Annotated in this window: 17 protein-coding genes; 12 read left to right on the top strand and 5 right to left on the bottom strand. The window is 43.6% G+C overall.

Features of this window, described 5'->3' with window-relative positions:
* Positions 1 to 61 precede the first annotated feature (61 nt).
* Positions 62 to 733: a hypothetical protein gene (locus AAEY75_RS11800; RefSeq protein ID WP_352259680.1), complete on the bottom strand. Its 672-nt coding sequence runs from the start codon at positions 731 to 733 to the stop codon at positions 62 to 64.
* Positions 734 to 991: 258 nt separating this feature from the next.
* On the opposite strand from AAEY75_RS11800, the gene dapC reads away from it, so the two are divergent.
* From dapC to AAEY75_RS11755, 9 genes are all read left to right on the top strand, one after another.
* Entirely contained in the window at positions 992 to 2,224 is a 1,233-nt protein-coding gene (gene dapC / locus AAEY75_RS11795) for a succinyldiaminopimelate transaminase (protein WP_352259679.1), read from the top strand.
* 338 nt (positions 2,225 to 2,562) lie between these two features.
* Positions 2,563 to 4,503, top strand: a complete 1,941-nt coding sequence (locus AAEY75_RS11790; protein ID WP_352259678.1) for a DUF294 nucleotidyltransferase-like domain-containing protein — start codon at positions 2,563 to 2,565, stop codon at positions 4,501 to 4,503.
* 16 nt (positions 4,504 to 4,519) lie between these two features.
* A complete protein-coding gene (locus tag AAEY75_RS11785) occupies positions 4,520 to 5,125 on the top strand; it encodes a 3'-5' exonuclease (protein WP_352259677.1) in 606 nt (201 codons plus the stop codon).
* A gap of 108 nt (positions 5,126 to 5,233) precedes the next feature.
* Positions 5,234 to 7,243, top strand: a complete 2,010-nt coding sequence (dacB, locus tag AAEY75_RS11780) for a D-alanyl-D-alanine carboxypeptidase/D-alanyl-D-alanine endopeptidase (protein WP_352259676.1) — start codon at positions 5,234 to 5,236, stop codon at positions 7,241 to 7,243.
* Between the two features lie 83 nt (positions 7,244 to 7,326).
* Entirely contained in the window at positions 7,327 to 7,842 is a 516-nt protein-coding gene (locus AAEY75_RS11775) for an ABZJ_00895 family protein (RefSeq protein WP_352259675.1), read from the top strand.
* A 139-nt stretch (positions 7,843 to 7,981) separates the two neighbouring features.
* Positions 7,982 to 8,530 carry a DUF421 domain-containing protein gene (locus AAEY75_RS11770; RefSeq protein ID WP_352259674.1) on the top strand — a complete coding sequence of 183 codons (549 nt, stop codon included), beginning with the start codon at positions 7,982 to 7,984 and terminating at the stop codon, positions 8,528 to 8,530.
* Between the two features lie 158 nt (positions 8,531 to 8,688).
* Positions 8,689 to 9,177, top strand: a complete 489-nt coding sequence (rlmH, locus tag AAEY75_RS11765) for a 23S rRNA (pseudouridine(1915)-N(3))-methyltransferase RlmH (RefSeq protein ID WP_352259673.1) — start codon at positions 8,689 to 8,691, stop codon at positions 9,175 to 9,177.
* 67 nt (positions 9,178 to 9,244) lie between these two features.
* Complete coding sequence (locus tag AAEY75_RS11760; RefSeq protein WP_352259672.1) at positions 9,245 to 9,799, top strand: GNAT family N-acetyltransferase; 555 nt, start codon at positions 9,245 to 9,247, stop codon at positions 9,797 to 9,799.
* 58 nt (positions 9,800 to 9,857) lie between these two features.
* Positions 9,858 to 10,787 carry a DODA-type extradiol aromatic ring-opening family dioxygenase gene (locus AAEY75_RS11755; protein ID WP_352259671.1) on the top strand — a complete coding sequence of 310 codons (930 nt, stop codon included), beginning with the start codon at positions 9,858 to 9,860 and terminating at the stop codon, positions 10,785 to 10,787.
* A gap of 60 nt (positions 10,788 to 10,847) precedes the next feature.
* On the opposite strand, the gene AAEY75_RS11750 is transcribed toward AAEY75_RS11755, so the two are convergent.
* On the bottom strand, positions 10,848 to 12,341 hold the full coding sequence (locus AAEY75_RS11750) for an amidase (protein ID WP_352259670.1): 1,494 nt from the start codon (positions 12,339 to 12,341) through the stop codon (positions 10,848 to 10,850).
* A 315-nt stretch (positions 12,342 to 12,656) separates the two neighbouring features.
* The gene (locus AAEY75_RS11745; protein WP_352259669.1) at positions 12,657 to 16,067 is read right to left on the bottom strand and encodes a DNA translocase FtsK 4TM domain-containing protein; all 3,411 of its coding nucleotides are present in this window, start codon (positions 16,065 to 16,067) and stop codon (positions 12,657 to 12,659) included.
* A gap of 650 nt (positions 16,068 to 16,717) precedes the next feature.
* Between AAEY75_RS11745 and trxB the strand changes: the two genes are divergently transcribed.
* The 3 genes from trxB to AAEY75_RS11730 are packed head-to-tail and all read left to right on the top strand — an operon-like array spanning position 16,718 to position 18,991.
* Positions 16,718 to 17,740 carry a thioredoxin-disulfide reductase gene (trxB, locus tag AAEY75_RS11740; protein WP_197217962.1) on the top strand — a complete coding sequence of 341 codons (1,023 nt, stop codon included), beginning with the start codon at positions 16,718 to 16,720 and terminating at the stop codon, positions 17,738 to 17,740.
* The gene (aat, locus tag AAEY75_RS11735; protein WP_352259668.1) at positions 17,741 to 18,547 is read left to right on the top strand and encodes a leucyl/phenylalanyl-tRNA--protein transferase; all 807 of its coding nucleotides are present in this window, start codon (positions 17,741 to 17,743) and stop codon (positions 18,545 to 18,547) included.
* A gap of 54 nt (positions 18,548 to 18,601) precedes the next feature.
* Positions 18,602 to 18,991 carry a MerR family transcriptional regulator gene (locus AAEY75_RS11730; protein ID WP_197217966.1) on the top strand — a complete coding sequence of 130 codons (390 nt, stop codon included), beginning with the start codon at positions 18,602 to 18,604 and terminating at the stop codon, positions 18,989 to 18,991.
* 66 nt (positions 18,992 to 19,057) lie between these two features.
* On the opposite strand, the gene rimI is transcribed toward AAEY75_RS11730, so the two are convergent.
* Both rimI and AAEY75_RS11720 read right to left on the bottom strand, forming a co-directional pair.
* Entirely contained in the window at positions 19,058 to 19,540 is a 483-nt protein-coding gene (gene rimI / locus AAEY75_RS11725; protein WP_352259667.1) for a ribosomal protein S18-alanine N-acetyltransferase, read from the bottom strand.
* 151 nt (positions 19,541 to 19,691) lie between these two features.
* Positions 19,692 to 19,778: EF-Tu C-terminal domain-related protein (locus AAEY75_RS11720; RefSeq protein WP_502944405.1), on the bottom strand; the 87-nt coding region annotated here is incomplete at its 5' end.

The following is a 19,778-nucleotide window of genomic DNA, read 5'->3' as shown; positions in this document are numbered from 1 at the left end:
TTTTTTATATCTACTTGCCTTGATACCCCACTACATTAATACCTAATAGCAAAGCTGTTTTTTATAAAGTGCTTTTGTATATCATCTCGCTAGCGTGCTCATTAAGCTCATCATCAGCAAGATCTGGCGGCAAAATCTCTGCTTCGATATGCTTTTGCGTCAGTATTAAACGCCCAGCATCGACCTCTCTTTTTAGCAAACAATGCAAACTTGCTAAATGGAAGCTTTTATCAAAATATTCATACATCTCTCTTAGCGAAAGAGGGGCATGGGCATGCACATCTGGATAGAGACTGTCCTCTGCTAGAATAATCATTTCATTCATAGCTTCTTCACGTAGCAACTCATCTTTGTCAATTTTGCGTTGCAAAGTATTCGCCATTTGACCTTTGGCTGCCAACATGACCAAAAATATGATTGTCTGTAAGGTAAACATAGCAACATATTGCCATAAAGGCAGCATGATACCCAGCAACTTGCTAAGTAACATCAGCAGCATTGCCACGATGACATAGCTGACCAATTGCCATAAGAACCACATCATCAGGCTGTTTTCACCGTACCAAAACATTTTTCTTTCTTTACGGTTAATCAGTTGCTGACGCGATTGCCACCAGCTGTGCTCACGTTGCTTGAGTCGCTCGTACAATTTAGTACGCGGCAGGCTACTATTAGAGTTTTCATCATTGATATCTTTAGCGTCAAGACTATCGGGTTTTGCAACACTAGGCATATCAAATTATCCTTACCATGATCTATCATTAAGACTGATAGAGATTTTTGTATTGTTATAAGTTATCAATTGATAAGATTTTCTGAGCATTTTTCAGTACATTACTTCTGTGTCTGTTTCATCATTTACGGTCAAATAGCTTGGCAGTCTGAGCATGAAAAGAAGAAAAAGACAAAAAACAAGAGAAGTGCTACACTGCTTAAATGTAAATTTTCTTTATAACTTTATTATTAATTGTCTATTATAGTTACCCTACCTATGAATCACAACTTAACGTATCTGCATCTTTACCCTTTTGCAAAAATGGCTACACTACTGGCCGATAGCACCCCAGCCCATAACTACAGTGAAATCAAACTGGGTATTGGTGAACCAAAGCATGAGCCACCCGCTTTTGTACTGGACGTACTACGCGAAAATTTGGACAAAATAAGCCGTTATCCAACGACCAATGGCCTGTTTGAACTACGCCAAACCATTGCACACTGGTTAGAGAAGCGGTTTTTCTTAAATCATGTCGATGCTAATACACAAGTATTGCCAGTGATGGGAACACGCGAGGCTATTTTTAGTTTGGTACAAGCGGTCGTCGATCACAAAGTCATCGATACTGGCAATCATTCGCTGTCTGTATCTGGTCAACCTCCTACCGTGGTCATGCCCAACCCGTTTTATCAAATATACGAGGGTGCGGCCATATTGGCACAGGCAACGCCTTACTTTGTACCTTGCACACTAGATAATGACTTTAAAGGGGATTATCGCGCAGTACCAAAAGAAGTTTGGGCACGCACGCAGCTTTTGTTTGTCTGTAGTCCGAACAATCCGACAGGTTCCGTCATGACGATAGATGATTGGGAATACCTCATTCGCCTATCTGATCAGTACGATTTTATCATTGCTAGTGACGAATGCTATAGCGAGCTGTATTTTGATACAGCGCCGATTGGACTGTTGCAAGCTTGCGCGACACTCGGTCGTCATAAATTTAAAAACTGTATCGTCTTTCACTCTTTGTCCAAACGCTCAAACCTGCCTGGTTTACGCTCAGGATTTGTGGCGGGTGATGCCAATATTTTGCAGGCGTATCTGCAATATCGCACCTATCAAGGCTGTGCCATGCCCATACCGCACCAGCTCGCCTCTATCGCTGCTTGGCAAGATGAAAAGCATGTAGCGCATAATCGCGCACTCTATCAAGAAAAATTTTCCTTATGGATGTCGGAGCTTGGCGATCTATTAGAGTTGCGGATGCCTGAGGCTGGATTTTACTTTTGGATAAAAGCGCCTAAGCAGTTCAATGGTAATGACGAGCTGTTTGTCAAAGCGCTGTATGAGCAAGCCAATATTCATGCTTTAGCAGGTCGCTATCTATCACGTGAGGTGAATGGTAAAAACCCTGGGCAAGGTTATGTGCGTATTGCTCTGGTCGCTAGTGTCGATGAAAGCCGTGAAGCGATAAGCCGTATTCGAAAATTACTTGGTGCGTAAGGTGCACAATTCATAGAATGTATAAGCAGTCGCTTTACATGCATTAATCTTCAAGAAAAATACCAACCTCTAATAGCCACAATATAAATGTGGTTATTAGAGGTTTTTTGCTGCAATAGTGCTATAGTAAAGTATCTTTTACCTAGGGCGTGTCCTCACTCTGAACAATAAACTTTAAATGGACTAAAAATGGTTAAATCTTTGCCAAACTGCGTCAAGTAGCTTACTAATATCTCAATATTATCTGCACTACTTTCCTCGTTTAGCTGCAATTTATCTCATTTTTATCACCATTTTCAAAATGAAGACACGCCCAATATGCCATCAAGGATGATGCCATGGCCCATCTTGATTTTACCCAGCCGCCCTTTGATGTATTAAGTATGGCTGAACGTCAAAGTATTAGAAAAAACACCCAAATCCGCTATCTTGCCAAAAGCGAAAGCCTGCTAGCAGAAGAGCTGCAATGTCTGTATGTGGTCATCAAAGGACAAATTGAGCAGTCACTTGACGGTGAGTTCGTTGGCTCCTATCTAGGTAGCAATCATTCTGACCATCTCAATAATAACGACTGGTTCGATAGTCGTCGTCTGCCCGAGTCATCGGCAAACGGCGTTCCTAATACCGAAGCCGTACAAACCTATCAATTTACAGCTGCCGAAGACACTTTGCTACTACAGGTCGCTGGTAGCGCAGTCGATAAAATCAGCGCACAAAATCATCTAGTACGCCAAATGCTATCTGACAAACTCCCTGAACGATTAAAAGCCTTACAGCAGCGACGCAATCACAAAGTAACCAATCCTAACGCCTATAACGATCAGCAAGAAGTTCAGCAAATCATGCTGCAACCAGTGATAGATGTCAGTTTATTGCCCGTACATATTGTGGATGCCAGTAACAGCTTATATGACGCCGCTTGCATCATGACCCAAGTAGGGCTAAAACACGTACTGGTGCGACCATCAAATCCTTTAGACAATACTGAAAATGAACATCATGGCACAGGGCATCTATTGGGGATTTTAACCGATACCGATATTTGCCGCGCGGTGAGTGAGCAGCAGAATCCTGCCACGACTGCCTGCCAGCGTTATGCTAACTTTAACCTGCGTACCATCAACGCGACTGATGAAATTGGCGATGCTCTATTGACCATGACTCGCTATCGTATCCATAGATTGCCAGTGATTGATCATAATGGTGACGTGGCAGGAGTACTTGGACAGAGCGATATGCTCGCTCATATTGGTCATCATTCACAACTCATTAGTATTCAAATCGAGCAGGCAAAAGATCTATCAAGCCTAAATACTGCTGTCGAGCTTATCGGTCGTTATATTCGTGTGCAACATCAAAATGGTGTCAAAATCGGCAACATCAGTCGCATGGTACAGACGCTCAACGCACAGGTATTTACCAAACTGTGGCAACTCATCGTGCCTGATGAAGTCATGAAAAACACCTGCCTTATCGTCATGGGGTCAGAGGGTCGCGGTGAGCAAATCATGCGTACTGACCAAGATAATGCACTCATCATGCGTGATGGTTACACCCATGATGATTTAGCACAGTTTGCTGATACTTTTAATAGCCATTTGGCTACCCTAGGTTATCCTTTGTGCGACGGCAATATCATGATGACCAACCCCATGTGGCGACAGCCACTAAAAGCGTTTAATGCGCAAATCAGTTTATGGTTTAAAAACACCGATCCGATGCATGGTATTTATTTGTCCGCTATCCTCGATGGTGAATATGTTTGCGGTGACGAGTCGTTATTGACTCAAGTACGTCAACATCTAAAAGTAGCCCACCGACAGTCAGACCCTATGTTTGTACGCCTGTTCGCACGCGCCGCGCTACAGTTCGGTGATGTGAATCAGTGGTGGCAAAAATTCGTTCCATTACTAGGTGGTAAATCAGACTCTCAAGATATCGACCTAAAAAAAGCTGGTATCTTTCCACTGGTTCATGGTATTCGCACTTTAGCATTAGAGAATGACATCTTAGAAGTCCCTAGTACCAAGAATCGCCTAAAGGCTTTGGTAAAAAACCAAGCATTAACCCAAGAGCGTGCAGACAACTTGTTAGAGGCTTTGGAATTCTTTATGGCACAACGTCTATCAGTTGCTCTGTCTACCGATGACAGACACGCACGCCAAGTGAATCCAACGACGCTGACGGCGCTTGAGCGTGACTTGCTAAAAGAGTGTCTGTCCGTGGTCAAAAGCTTTAAAACACAGCTACGTCAGCACTATCAATTAGAAATAGCATAAACAAATGAGCACGCATATGAGTTGGCTAAAACAGTTGTCTTGCACTTGGCAAAAGACGCAATTACAGCGTCTAGAGTTGGCCTCGATGTTTACCCAACCGATGGCTGAGCAGTGGGTGGCGATTGACTGTGAGATGACAGGACTCAATCCCAAAAAGCATCATGTACTGTCTGTCGCAGCGATTCATATCAATGGCAATACCATCGATACGGGCAATGGCATGCACTTGGTCTGTAGACCACCGGTGATGCCTGACCGCGATACCATTGTCATTCACGGCTTGCGTACCGCTGATGTCGAGCATGGTATGAGCTATGATGAAATGCTGGCGCTACTGCTACCGTTCATAGATAACCGACCTATTATTGGGTTTTGTACGCAGCTAGATACTGGGTTTTTGAATCCTTTGGTCAAGTGCTATATGGGCACCACGCTACCCAATGAAATCATCGATGTGCGCCATTTATACAGTCGTCGTATGAGTGGTCACACCCAAGGCCTCTCTGGCCAATCGCAGCATTTGACCAATATATTAGCGCACTATAATATCCCTGATCTGGGCGCTCACGATGCTTATAACGATGCCATTATGACGGCGATGGCCTTTTTGCACGTGCGTTAATATCATTTATAGATAACAAAATCGAGCTTTTAACAAGCCTCTCAACCTACGCGAAAACAGCAACTCATGTTAGTATAGTCGGCTTTTACCACCGACTAAAAGATGCTCATGCGACCTACTTCCAAACGCTCTCGTACTCCTGCCCTTGTTGCCAAACTTTCACCGATTTTTCACCATCTACGACCGTTTAATCAGGTTAGTAAACGCTTGGCTGTATTAGCATTAATCGCAACGCCATTATATGCACAGGCAGCATTGCCAGCAGCCATTCAAGCAGCATTATCACGAGCTGATTTAACGGAAGCTAATATCAGCATCGTCATCACGCCAGTCGGTGATAAAAATGCCAGTCACCTGCCTGCTCCTATTCAAGTCATTGACAGCCAATCGGATAGCTCTTCTAACAACAATTCGCAAACAGCATTAACAACTAAAGCAACTTCTGACACCAATAACAGTGGCCAGAAAACAACGCAGAATGACACTCGCGATGAAAAAAACTATTTAGTGCAACCAAGCACATTGATTACGATTGAACAGCGCACGATTAAAAAGCGTGAGCAAGCACTGCATGCTTATACGGATGACCCTTATACTTACCAAAGTTTAGAAAGTATCCCAACAGTACTGGGTAACTCATCAAAAACAACGGTCATTGATGACCATAATAGCTATGAAAATGATAATGCTGATAGCAACACGGGTACACCTGCTATCAAGATGTCATTTTCACCATTACTGAGTCATCAACCCGATGTCGCTCGTACGCCTGCCAGCACCATGAAACTCGTTCCCAGCTTTATCGCTTTAGATACCTTGGGGACTGGCTTTGTCTGGCATACACGTGTCTACCATACTGGCCTTATCATCGGTGATCGTCTACACGGCGACTTGGTTATCCAAGGCAGTGGCGATCCAAAAATGACCCATGAGCGTTTGGCGCAATTGCTCTATAAAGTACAATCAGCTGGTATCCATCACATCGACGGAGATATTGTTATCGACAGCGCTGTCTTTAAAAATATCACTAAAGATCCTGCCGCCTTCGATAACTCGCCGCTACGTCCTTATAACGCCAGTCCCGATGGGTTTTTGGTTAACTTCAGCACTATTGGTATCAAAAGCTACCCATTAGATAATGGTCAAGCTAGCCTGATTTATACGCCGCAATTAGCAAATTATCAATTACCCACTACCATCAATACACGCTCAGCGAACTGTGGACAAGCAAGCTATAGCCTCTCGCCGCAGTGGAAAGCCAAACAACTGATGTTAAATGCCAACTTGCCAAGCAGCTGTGGTGAGCATGTTTTTTATGTTGCGTATCCTGATGCCAAAGACTTTGCTGCACGTATCATCGCCGAAAAATGGCAGGCGCTAGGCAATACACTCAGTGGTGATGTCATCACACAAGAAGTGCCTTATGCTGGGACAAAGTCTCTAAAGTCGACACATGGTCTCACAGCATTGTCTATGTCACCGCTCCCCATTGTCAGCTACCCATCACTGAATCTCACTCAGCAAATTTATGATATTAATCACTTCTCCAATAATGTAATGGCGGAACAAGTGGCTCTATCGATAGGAGCATATAGCAATGCCGATGGCGTTAAAACTCATGACGAAAAATATGTAAAGAACCATAGAAATGAAAGCAGCTTATACCAATTTGGCAAACCCATTACTACTGACTATCCAGCGGCACTACAGAGCATCAACCAATGGTGGCAAACCAATCTCAGCACGCCACCGCCTCATCTAACCAACGGCTCAGGACTCTGCCGCGAATGCACCATCAGCGCGGCCAATCTAAGCGAACTTTTAACATACGCCTATAATAGTCCAAGCTTCGATGCTTACGTCAATTCACTAGGTGTGGCAGGTGTCAGTGGCACTATCACCGCGCATGGCGAACGTTTGCCCGAATCAGCAGCCATTGGCCGTGCATGGATAAAAACGGGTACTCTAAATAACGTGACCTCGATGGCAGGTTATGTCAAAGGCTTGTCAGGGCAGGATTATGTCGTCGTGGGACTTATCAATAGTGAGCAATCTCTAAACACTTATACTGCCAGACCAGTATTGGATGCGATGCTCGATTGGACCGCTGAGCATTGATTACTTTTATCAAAAATACTTTTTAATGAATAATTGATAATATATCAATTACATTACGCTTTTACCCTTATAAAGGTCAGATTATGCCACGCAAGATAACCAATCTTAGCAAGCCTAGCCCTCAGTCGAGTCGCGATGGGCTAACGAAAAATCATGGATTGGCTCAACCCAAACTGGCGCAGTATGTTGGTTTTTTTGCAGTTGGTTATACACTTGCCAGCGCAGTGTTTATGATGATTCAAACCCAGCTTACCTTGAGCTCACAACTGGTCACGGTGCTGTCTATCATTATTGGGGCTTACATCGCCGTCAGTAAATTCGTCAAGCATCAACAGCGAGCATTGGATAGAAGTGAAATTAATCGCATTATGCTGAGCGGAGTTGCTGTTATCTGGCTGGTGACTGCGCTTTACTTTGTAGCCATATGGTTTTGGTTATTTGACACAGTGAGCCGTGAAGTCTTAGTCGATATGGCAATGCAAAAACCTTTACCACTGCTCTCAGCACTCGTCATGATCTTGGTGCTCACATTGGTCAGTGCTCGAATCAGTCTTTGGGTGCTCAACAGCCTACTTGACCCCAAACGCAAGACTAGATAGGAAATTGGCAAGCACAGAAAAACTATAAGCAGCGAAAAACTGACTCAGTTATTGAGCTGTATCGCCTATAAACTCTATTGCGTTAACGTTAATGGGTAAAGTTTTGGACAATGACTTACTTTGAATAGGAGCGAGCATCATGGAAATGTTATTTTTTGACAACATAGACAAACTTGGACGTATCGTCTTAACGACCGTTATGATTTACGTATTCATCGTGCTGATTACCAAAATCTCTGGCAAGCGCTCGACGTCACAGCTCAACAACTTTGATTGGGTCGTCACCGTGATGATCGGCTCATTAGGTGCTAGTACTATCTTGCTCAAAGACATTCCTTTTGTCGAAGGGGCTTCATCGATTTTAGTACTTTATATGTTGCAGTTTTTAGTCACCAAATATGCGTCTATTTCAACGCCCTTTAGCAGTTTTATTTTGTCTGAACCACGTATCGTCTTTTATCAAGGACAGTTTTTGCCAGATGCAATGCGAGATGAAAGGCTGACCCGTCAAGAAATCGAATGTGCGATGCGCTCTGAAGGCATAAACAGTTTCGATGATATTGAAGCCATTGTCTTTGAGTCTGATGCCCAGCTTACTATTATTCCAAAGCCAAGCACGACTGATGCGAGCAAGGATAACCCAAAGACAGAAGCAACTGTCTCAGATACTATTGCACCGCTAATGTAAAATATATAGTCGGTGAACTACTAAACTGCTACGGCGTTACCCTCCTTAGATGTACTACTTGTACAATCTGCAGTCGGCTGCCTTGTACCCATTTTAGAGTTCTTTGACTATAGAGCATCACACTTTTCGTTTTATCAATTATTGAAATGGTAACTACTATGAAGGTAAGAATTTTAACCGTCGGTAATAAAATGCCCAAATGGGTACAGACGGGTTTTGATGAATATTTTAAACGTATCCAACCCATGCTCAGCACAGAAATTGTTGAGCTGGCTGCGGCAAAACGCGCAAAAAGCCCTTCAGATGCCAATTTGGCACAGTACCGTGAGCAAGAAGGTCAGGCGATATTGTCCGCTCATAACGCATCAGGCCGTGAGCAATTATGGGTACTGGATGTCAAAGGTAAGATGATCTCAACAGAAGGATTGGCTGATAAATTGGCTGATGGCATGCAGCAAGGCGATGATATCGCTCTAGTCATCGGCGGTGCAGATGGTGTTTCGCCAGAAGTATTGGCCAAAGCCGATGTAAAACTGTCACTATCAGCGCTGACATTGCCGCATCCGTTGGTACGTGTTGTGCTAATGGAACAGTTATATCGAGCGATGAGTATCAATAATAATCATCCTTACCACCGTGGAAATTAATAGCCGTACAATTATTTTAAGTGAACCACCAATACGGCCAATTTGAATAAAAAATATCAGGTCATATATGAATTCGCATGGAGCTTTTCAGACAAAACGAACGAACGTTTTTTATATTAATCATGATATGGCTAAAGAAGTTCAAAAGTATCTCACTAGAAATAAAACTAGACTGTCGCTTTTTGAGCCATTAAGGGCCTCTGAATACTATACATTAGCCAATATAAAAGAACGTATTGACGCTTCAGTATCTGATCAAAAAGACGCTAAAGGAGTTGATTTTGTCGTGACATTGAAAGGCTCTCAAGAAATTATTGCCGTTATAAATTTCACAAACTTTATCTTTGGGGTATTTCAAGCTTGTTATTTGGGCTTTTCTATTGATGAAAAATACGAAGGAAAAGGCATTATGTATGAAGTATTATCAACTGCCTTAATTTATATAAGAGATACATACGCTCTGCATAGAGTGATGGCTAATCATTTACCTGATAACAAAAAGAGTGCATTTTTATTGAAAAAACTTGGGTTTGTACAAGAAGGATATGCAAAATCATATTTGATGATTAATGGTATTTGGCAAGACCATGTTTTAAATGCTTTGATATTTGAAAACTCCTAAAATATTTCTAGACAGCAAATGCTTTATAAAAAAGATATCTGCTAAAACAGATTGAAAAATGCGTACTTACCCTAATAAATGCAGCATGAAATATCCAAAAACTTCGACACCTGACGCCTCTCATCCAAGCCATCAACACGATGAGTCCCATCCTAATGCGCCAATGCCTATCACTGCGGCGGGCGTTTGGGCAGATGCACCTGAGGTAGCACCCAATGCTACTAAGTTTGCAAAGCTGCCAGCACTGTTTATCTCGCATGGAGCCCCTACGCTTGCTATTGAACAATCATCTACGACCAGCGCGCTAGCACGTATCGGGCAAAACCTACCAAAGCCACGTGCCATCCTTATTATGTCTGCGCATTGGCAGTCATCCAAGCTTGAAATCAGCAGCAATCCACAACCGAAGACGTGGCATGACTTTTCAGGGTTTTCGCCTGAGTTGTATGAGCTACAATATCCAGCAGCTGGTCATCCTGTGCTAGCAGAATCACTTGCACAGCAGCTCACCGCACGCGGTATTACTTGTAGCGTCAATCCTGTACGTGCGTCTGACCATGGTGTGTGGGCACCTCTCAGACATCTGTACCCAGAGGCAGACATACCTATCGTACAACTATCTTTACCGCGGCATTATGATAGTGTCGCCTGTTATCAATTGGGCGCGCAACTAGCACAACTACGCAATGAGCAAATACTTATTATTGGCTCAGGCAACATTACACATAACCTGAGCGCCATGCGTTGGCAATCTGACAGTATCGATCAGGCCGCCAAAGACTTTAAGCTATGGCTACTACAGCAGCTTAAGACAGACATACCCACTGCTCTAGACTGGCAGCAATACCCTAACTATAAAAACATTCATCCGAGTGACGAGCATTTGCTACCGCTGTTCTTTGCACTAGGTACTGGTCAGCGCGTCTCAGTCGTCCATCAAAGCATGGCACATCATAGTTTGGGTATGGATATTTATCGCTTTGATTAACATATACTAGGGCATGTACTCAATTTGAACGGTAAATGGTGAATGAGCTAGAAATAGCGCCTACTGTTCAAAAGCAGCTTTAGTAAATAATCCAGCACGCTCAAACTCACCTGCCACATTAAATAGCGTGGCTTCATCGTTCATACGTCCAATCAACTGCATACCAATCGGCAAGCCTTTTTTGCTCATGCCGAGTGGCAACGACATTGCTGGTAGGCCTGTGACATTGCCTAATAATGTAAAGGCCATTTTGCCTAGTATCGGTTGGCTCAGTTTTTCAATCATGCCAGAGCGAAAAGCATACTTACCCATATCAAAGCCTTTATTGAGAAACTCTGCACTACGCATCAGCATTTCATCCGTGCGGCTAGGTGGCAATATCCCATGCTTGACCGCAGGGGTGGGTACGGTCGGGCACAAAATCATATCGTAGGTTTCAAGCAACAAGCCAGTCTGATATTGGCTATGATGCCAGCCATGTTTGGCATGAGCCAAATCAACTGCTGATAGTGAGCAACCTAGTAGTGCCATATTATACGTTTGCGGCTCTAGATTCTGGATATGCTCGACACCAAAGTCACGCTCGAGATTATCAATGGTAAATGCGGTATGAGCACAAACCACCACCATAAAATCATGCCAAAATTGTTCAATATCAATATTAGGTTCGGCAGGTACTACTCGGTGACCCATGGCTTCTAGCTGTTTGGCGGTCTGCTCAAGGACCATCAGTACCTCTTTGTCCACCACAGTATTGGCAATCAACGGCTTCTGATGTAAAGCAATGGTTAATTGTCTTGGCGCTCGCATGGCGGCTTGTAAAAAAGTACCCTGTGGTGGCGCGATGACATACGGAGCACCGATTTCTACACCGCTTGTCGCATCGAGCATAGCAGCGCTATCACGCACGCTACGTGTAATCACATGGTCAGCGACTGCTCCCTCCCAACCCTCTCCAAATGACGGGCCCATTGGGTTACGGCCACGGCTAGGTTTGAGTCCAAACGCGCCGCACCACGCAGCGGGGAAACGTATCGAGCCACCGCCATCACCTGCGCCTGCCATCGGTACGATACCACTCGCTACTGCTGCTGCACTGCCGCCAGATGATCCACCAGAGCTGTAGTACTTCTTAAATGGATTATGAGTCGCGCCATGAGCTTTGGGTTCAGTCGTGATAATCAAACCAAACTCAGGAGTGTTTGTTTTACCAAAGGTATTGACGCCCGTGGCTTTCATCCGTTTGACGATTTCGCTGTCTTTTTCTGAGATGATATGGACACTACGACTGCCCATCGTGATGGGTTCATCCGCGAAGCTAAACGATAAATCTTTTAATAGATACGGCACGCCATTGAATACGCCAGAGGGCAATCCTGCCTGCGCCGCATTATAAGCACGCTCATCAAAGCGATGGATGATGGCATTTAATTTGGGATTGAGTGTGTTTGCTTGGTGAACTGCTGCATCGAGCACCTCTTTGGCGCTGACCTCGCCGGCATTGACCAATGCCGCTAATGCGAGACCATCGTACTGGGTATACTCTTTGAACATAACTGACCTTCCTTGGAGAGTAATTGAATGGAAAATTCTTAAAATTAACAAATATTTATCGATAAATAACTGTCAGTTTAGTATAAAAAACCACTACTTATGATTGATAAATGGACTCATTAGTCACTTAGGTACTGAATTGCCTGTTATCCATGCATGAATTTAATCTTAGATAATTACAGTGTGTTTAATGACAATATTTTAGTATTATATTCCTAAGCACTTAATATCTCACTAAAAACATACTTAGGCTTACCCAATAAAAAAGGCGAGCCACTTTCGTGACTCGCCTTCTTATATCATCAAATCTAAACGCTACATCAACAGCTCACGCTTGCCGCTTTTACCCATCGAGCTGACCAGTCCGGCTTCCTCCATCGAGTCGACAATACGTGCTGCACGGTTATAGCCAATACTAAATTTACGTTGGATACTAGAAGCCGAGACTTTACGCGTTTCCATAATAAAGGCAACCGCGTCATTGTATAAGTCATCATCTTCACCAGAGGCGTTGCTTGAACTACCACCACTGCCTAGACTAGATAATTCAAAATTCCCTGCCATGTTATCAATATAGTCGGGCGCACCGCGCTCACGCCAAGCATCACACACACGGTTGACCTCTTCATCGCTGACATACGCACCATGCACACGATCAGGCTCAATTTGCCCAGGCCCTAAGAACAACATATCACCATTGCCTAGCATATCCTCAGCACCACCACTATCCAAAATAGTCCGCGAATCGACTTTTGAGTTAACACGCAATGCCGCACGTACTGGGATGTTGGCTTTAATCAGACCCGTAATGACATCCACCGATGGGCGCTGTGTTGCTAACATCAAATGAATACCGGCTGCCCGCGATTTTTGTGCCAAACGCGTGATGAGTTCTTCGGCTTGTTTTCCGACCTGCATAATCATATCGGCAAATTCATCCGCGACGATGACAATCATTGGTAAAGTTTTGAGTTTGGGTGCTTGGCTGATACTCACGCTATCATTAGGTCGCCATAATGGATCAAGCATAGGATTGCCTGACTGTTCGGCAGCCCGAACTTTTTTATTGAATTCATCAAGCTTGCGAACTTTCAGTAAGCTCATTAGTTGATAGCGGCGTTCCATCTCTGCCACACACCATGACAAAGCACTGGCAGCTTCCGTCATATCAGTCACAACAGGCGTTAACAGATGCGGAATATCATTATAGTTGGCAAGCTCAAGCTGCTTGGGATCAATAAGAATCAGACGCAGCTCATTGGGCGTGTATTTGAGTAGCATCGACAGTAGCATTGAGTTAACTAGAACCGATTTACCAGAACCTGTCGTACCAGCGACCAGCATATGCGGCGCACGCGCAAGGTCAGTAATGATAGGTTTACCGCCAATATCTTTGCCCATTGCCATGCTGATTTGCGCTTTTGGGTCTTTGAATTTTTCAGTATTTAGCAGCTCTATCAAACGTACCATTTCACGTTTTGGGTTGGGTACTTCAATACCAATATAAGGCTTACCCGGTATCACCTCAACCACACGCAGAGATGCCATGGACAGCGAGCGTGCTAAATCACGCGAAATACCGGTGACCTTGCTAGCCTTTACCCCTGCCGCCAGCTCGACCTCAAAACGTGTTACGACTGGCCCCGGAATCGCATTGACGACTGATGCTTTTACATTGAATTCTTGTAGTTTGATTTCTAGTAATTCTGATAGCTCAACCAGTTTTTCTTCGGTATAACTCGGTTGGCGATTTGGATCTGGATTGTCTAAAATCGACATCTCAGGAATAGGCGACAAACTACTACGATAAGCCGCCGTTTGCATTGAGCGTGACTTGGTACTGAACGCTGCATCATCGCTAATATGTGGCATAACAGGAGCAGCGTCATCAGCGCTCGTATCATCTGGCACCATATCAGCAATATGGTTGCTAGAATCTCCTTCAGGTATATCAAAACTCACATTGGATTTAGGAGCAACAACCGGCTCAGCGACAGCAGTTGGTGGTAATGTTGGATTGGCAGGCGGTGTATTAGTAGGCGTCATATCAGCCATTTCTGACATTGGCTCAATAGCTTCTGCTGCCAGTTGAGTAGCTGACTTTGCCATCGCAGCCGACGACGCAGCATTGTTCAATATTTCAGTTTGATTACTAGTTGGTCTATCGACAGATGGACTCGTATCACTAACAGCTGAAGCAACAGGTATATTCGAAGGCTTATTATCAGAAAGCTTGCTATTAGGGGACTGTCTATTAATAGCATCGCTACTGGTTAAATCTGACACAGGCTCTACGACTGCTTCTCGTACTGGCTGCTCCGCGACACTGCTAGACTTAAGTGCTTCTATAGACGCTTCAGTAGTAGGTACTGAAATGTCTGCATGCTCTGCTAGCCAAGCATCTGCCAATGTATCAATGCTCTCCGCTGGCACATCAAGCCCAGAATCTGCCGTATTTTGAAGAACCGTCTCACCGTATACGACATCCTCAATTGGCGATTGAACGTCAGCTATTTTTGCGCTTGATATAGTCGGAGCTGATGGCACAGCTGATTCTAGCGACTCAGTATTGGTATGACTAAATTCAGTATTATTAGGTACTGGCGCAGCAGAATCTGAACCATGACCGTTCATAGTATTGGTGTTATAAGCTAATTGCTCACTGGCCAATAAATCATCAACGGTATTTGCATCATTCCAAGCAAAGCTCGGTTCTACTTTGCGGACAGGTGTCATTACAGAGCTTGACGTCGGCAATGTATTAGCATGATTGACTGTATTATCAATTGTACCGCTAGGTGTCGCTGTTGCCGCCTGTAGCTGTTGGCTATTTTCATTATTAGACATGGCACTTGAATTAGATATAGCACTTGAATTAGACATAGCCGCTTGCGTTGCTGCTGCCATCGACGCTTTTACGCTATCAGCAAGCCCTGACGTTGATAAAAAGTCTGATAAGACATTGCTGAAACGACCACTATTCTCTACTGCTTTTACACTATCTTCAGAGTGTAGCTCAAGCGGTAACTGCTGCTGTTCTGAGATTTCTTTAGCTGTTTTATTCGTTGCTATACTTTCATCGTTTTGCTCTGAGATAATACCTTCTTGAGCAGAGATATCATCATGCGCCATGCCTTTGTGTTTGACCCCTGAACCTAACCATGACAACGCTGTCACTTTCTGATAAATCGCAAGCCAATGAATATTAAAGGCAAAAGTCGCCGTGATAATAACGAAAACCGTTAAGAAGAGTACACTCCCCCACTGCGATAAAAGCTGAGCCAATCGAGACTGTAGCTCCAACCCTATAATACCGCCAGCAACCCCTTCTAGCCTTGTCGCTGTTGGATCCGTTACGTGCTGAACCAACGCAACCAATTGTGCAAATAAAGCACTGGCACTCAATAATAAAAACACATAAGCAATCAAACGCATCAGCCAAAATGTTGGCTTGTTGTCCCACCAGATAAGGATAGACTCATAAACCAAAAATGCTAGCAGCCACCATGCACCAAAACCAAAGAAGCTATAGAGCAAGTCCGATAACCAAGCACCCGATGCACCACCCACATTATTAATCGTGGTCATGTCACTACTGATATGCGACCAGCTAGGGTCGTTACCTGTATACGTCATCAAGATGACAAAGAGATAAACGGCCAGTATTAACCCAAGGAGGGTAAATATTCCCTTTTTTAAATACTCAATAAGCGGTGCTGATATCACGTAAGATCTGCCTTTTTATTAATACTAAATGGTCGTCAACGCATGACTAAGCTTAATCATGCTGACATAAAGTGCTGACATAGAGATACTGATATAGAAGTGCGAATATAAATATCTCTGGCAAAGTATTTAGAACGCATTGTCTGTCATAAAGATGAGTCATGACAGCCTTCTTTCTGCGCCCCAATACACTTGGCATAACTTCTTATAATAACAAATACATAGGCATAGTGGCGACAGTCTTCTAAAGAAAGAGTGCAAGAAAGTTAGCTAATATGCGATTTAGATAAAAAACCCTACTTTTAGCAATATAGCTCACAGAATAAGGCTAACAATCTTATATAGACCTTATAAAATAGTCGTCATTTATGGCAACAATACTTCAAGGTTTATATGCTTTAATTCTAATGATATCCATGTTGATTTTAGCAAACTTGCACTTTGCCCGCCGTGCCCTTATGTTATTATCACACAGCAATGAAAAAACCATATTAGTCGTTATTTTGAAAAATTTACTATATTAGATTTCTTGCATAAGTCATCGCTAGCCCTCGTGACTCCGTCAGTGAAAATCAATGAACTGGTACTTTTGCAAGAGATCTATTAATCACTCCTATTTTTAACTTTTTATATTTAGCAAGGAATTACCCATGGCAACTGAAAATACAGCGCCACGTCACGAAAAACTCATCATCCTAGGCTCAGGTCCTGCTGGTTATTCTGCTGCCGTTTATGCAGCACGCGCCAACCTAAAACCTGTCATGGTCACTGGTATGGAAGTAGGCGGACAGCTCACCACCACCACCGAAGTCGATAACTGGCCGGGCGATGCTCATGACTTAACAGGCCCTGCATTGATGGAACGCATGAAAGCCCATGCAGAACGCTTCGGTACCGAATTGGTCTATGACCATATCAACGAAGTAAATTTGAATGTACGCCCTTTTCAATTAACGGGTAATAACGGTAGCTACACTTGTGATGCCCTAATCATCTCAACAGGTGCATCTGCTCAGTACCTAGGGCTAGAGTCAGAAACCAAATTCAGAGGCCTTGGCGTTTCAGCTTGTGCTACTTGTGATGGTTTCTTCTACAAAAACCAAAAAGTCGCCGTCATCGGTGGTGGTAATACGGCTGTCGAAGAAGCTCTATATCTATCAAACATTGCTTCTGAAGTAACCTTAGTGCATCGCCGTGATAGCTTACGCTCTGAGAAAATCCTACAAGACAAATTGTTCGAAAAAGCCAAAAATGGTAACGTCAAAATCGAGTGGAATCACAGTGTTGAAGAAGTGGTTGGTGATGACATGGGCGTCAATGGCGTTGTTATCAAATCAACCATCGATGGCAGTACTAAGCAACTAGATGTATTTGGCATGTTTGTGGCAATCGGTCATAAGCCTAATACGGACTTGTTCAAAGGTCAGCTAGATATGAAAGATGGCTATCTTACTGTTCAAAGCGGCTTAGTAGGTAATGCCACGCAAACCAGTATCGAAGGGGTGTTTGCAGCAGGCGATGTCGCCGATCATGTCTATCGTCAAGCCATCACATCTGCTGGCACTGGCTGTATGGCAGCACTTGATGCTGAAAAATACTTGGATGCATTGGGAGAGACCGTTGCTCGTGATCATACTTACGACTCAACACTAACTGCAGATAAAGAAGCTTAAATGGGCAACTTTACTCAACAGAACGATCAACACATCACGCCTGAGACCTTAAAAAGTCTTGGGCGTTATGACTTTCCTGATCCTATTTCTATTGACCCTGATGGCATTGGCATCGTCGCTATGGGTGGCGATTTGGCATCAGAAACCCTCATCTCTGCTTATGCACAAGGACTGTTCCCTTGGTTTAATGAAGATGAGCCGATCGCTTGGTGGTGCCCTGAACCACGATGTGTAATAGTGCCAACAGACTATCAGCCAAGCAAGTCACTACGCAAACAAGCGAATCGCGCCCGTTGGCAACTGACCCTTAATCAAGCGTTTGATGACGTAATTCATGCCTGTAGCTTGCCACGCAGCGACGGCCTCAATGACAATCAGCCTGAAGGAGAACATACTTGGATTCATGATGAAATGATTGAAGCCTACACCAAGCTGCATGCGCAAGGGTTTGCACATAGTGTGGAAGTTTGGGATGATAAAGGGCAATTGGTTGGTGGGCTTTATGGATTAAAAATAGGCAATATCTATTTTGGCGAGTCGATGTTTCACTGCGCTTCCAATGCCTCAAAGTTAGCTTTTTGGGGTCTTATGCGCTTATGTGAACAAAGCCATGTAGCGTTGGTCGACTGTCAATTACCAAATGATCATCTAATGAGCCTAGGCGCAACTACCTTGCCACGTGTAGAGTTTCTCACTCAGTTAAATACATTGATAGCTGGTGATGCCATCACATGGCAAAATGACTCCCACAAACCGTTGCCAGTATCGCAACTCGATAACGAAGAACCTTGGCAGCTCAATTTATAACGAGCATTGTGATGGCTATTAACAAGCATCTACTTACAGACCTATGAGACCACTATGGCATTTGATGAATCGTTTTTGTTAATTGGGGCGCTAGCAAAAAAAGCCAATACTACTAAGGATACTGTGCGTCACTATGACCAATTGGGTTTGCTAAAATCACGTAAGCGTCAAGCAGGATCGCGACTGTATACTGAGTTTCATCCAGAATGTGTCGAACGTATCGAGCTAATCAAGAGTGCACAAACGGTAGGCTTCACTCTCAACGAAATGAAAGATAGCTTCAATGATTTCTATGCTGGGAAAATTAGCCTCGATGAACAATTAAGTTTTAATCAAAAAAAGCTGGATCAAGTTCAAAAACAGCAAGCCAATACCAGTATCATGATTGAGCTCTTGAGCGAACGAATTAAAGAGCTTAAATCTATGCAGGCAAACAGCGACTAAATTTATCGTATAAAAGCTGATGAACAAACATCTTAAAACAATAAAGCCAATTCAACTCATATGTCACTACCGATAAACATGCTGCATAATTAAAGCATCGACTGCTGGCTGATGCGGCTGTTGATAATAGCCTTTGCGTTTATGAATAACGACAAACGCTTGTCTTTCGTATAACGCTATCGCAGGAGCGTTATCTGCACGCACTTCTAATAATAAACTTTCCACCTGAATCTCTTTCAGATGTGTGTTTAATTCTGCAAAAAGTAGCGACGCAATACCTTGGCGTTGATAATCAGGGCGTGTGCCAATACGCAGGATTTCTGCTTGCTCAAACACCACTTGATATAAGCAGTAACCAACCACTTCGTCAGTCTCCGTACTCATAACGACCATTAAATCTATACTATCTTGTTCAAGTAAATCGCTTAGGGCTTTTTCAGTCCATGACTCTTGCAACTGGACAACACTCTCGATAGTTGCAACTGCTTGGATAATCGCTGCACGTTCTTCTGCTTCATCCTTTAGTGTCTTTATATTAAATATCTGCACTCTTCTGTCTCTTTTCTTGAAATACACGTTATATTATCGTCAATTATAGGTATATCACCACAGTTTTCTTTACTTACAAACCCCCATAAAAAAAGCCGTTCTCAATAAAGAGAACGGCTTTTGACTAACGCGTTAAATACTAGGGTCAGTATTAAACGTTTACGTTAGCAACAACACCAGCACCTACAGTACGGCCGCCTTCACGAATAGCGAAGCGAAGACCTTTGTCCATAGCGAT

It is taken from the genome of Psychrobacter sp. TB55-MNA-CIBAN-0194, from assembly GCF_040309505.1.
Classification (GTDB): domain Bacteria; phylum Pseudomonadota; class Gammaproteobacteria; order Pseudomonadales; family Moraxellaceae; genus Psychrobacter; species Psychrobacter fozii.
This window is presented reverse-complemented; position numbering and strand designations above follow the sequence as displayed.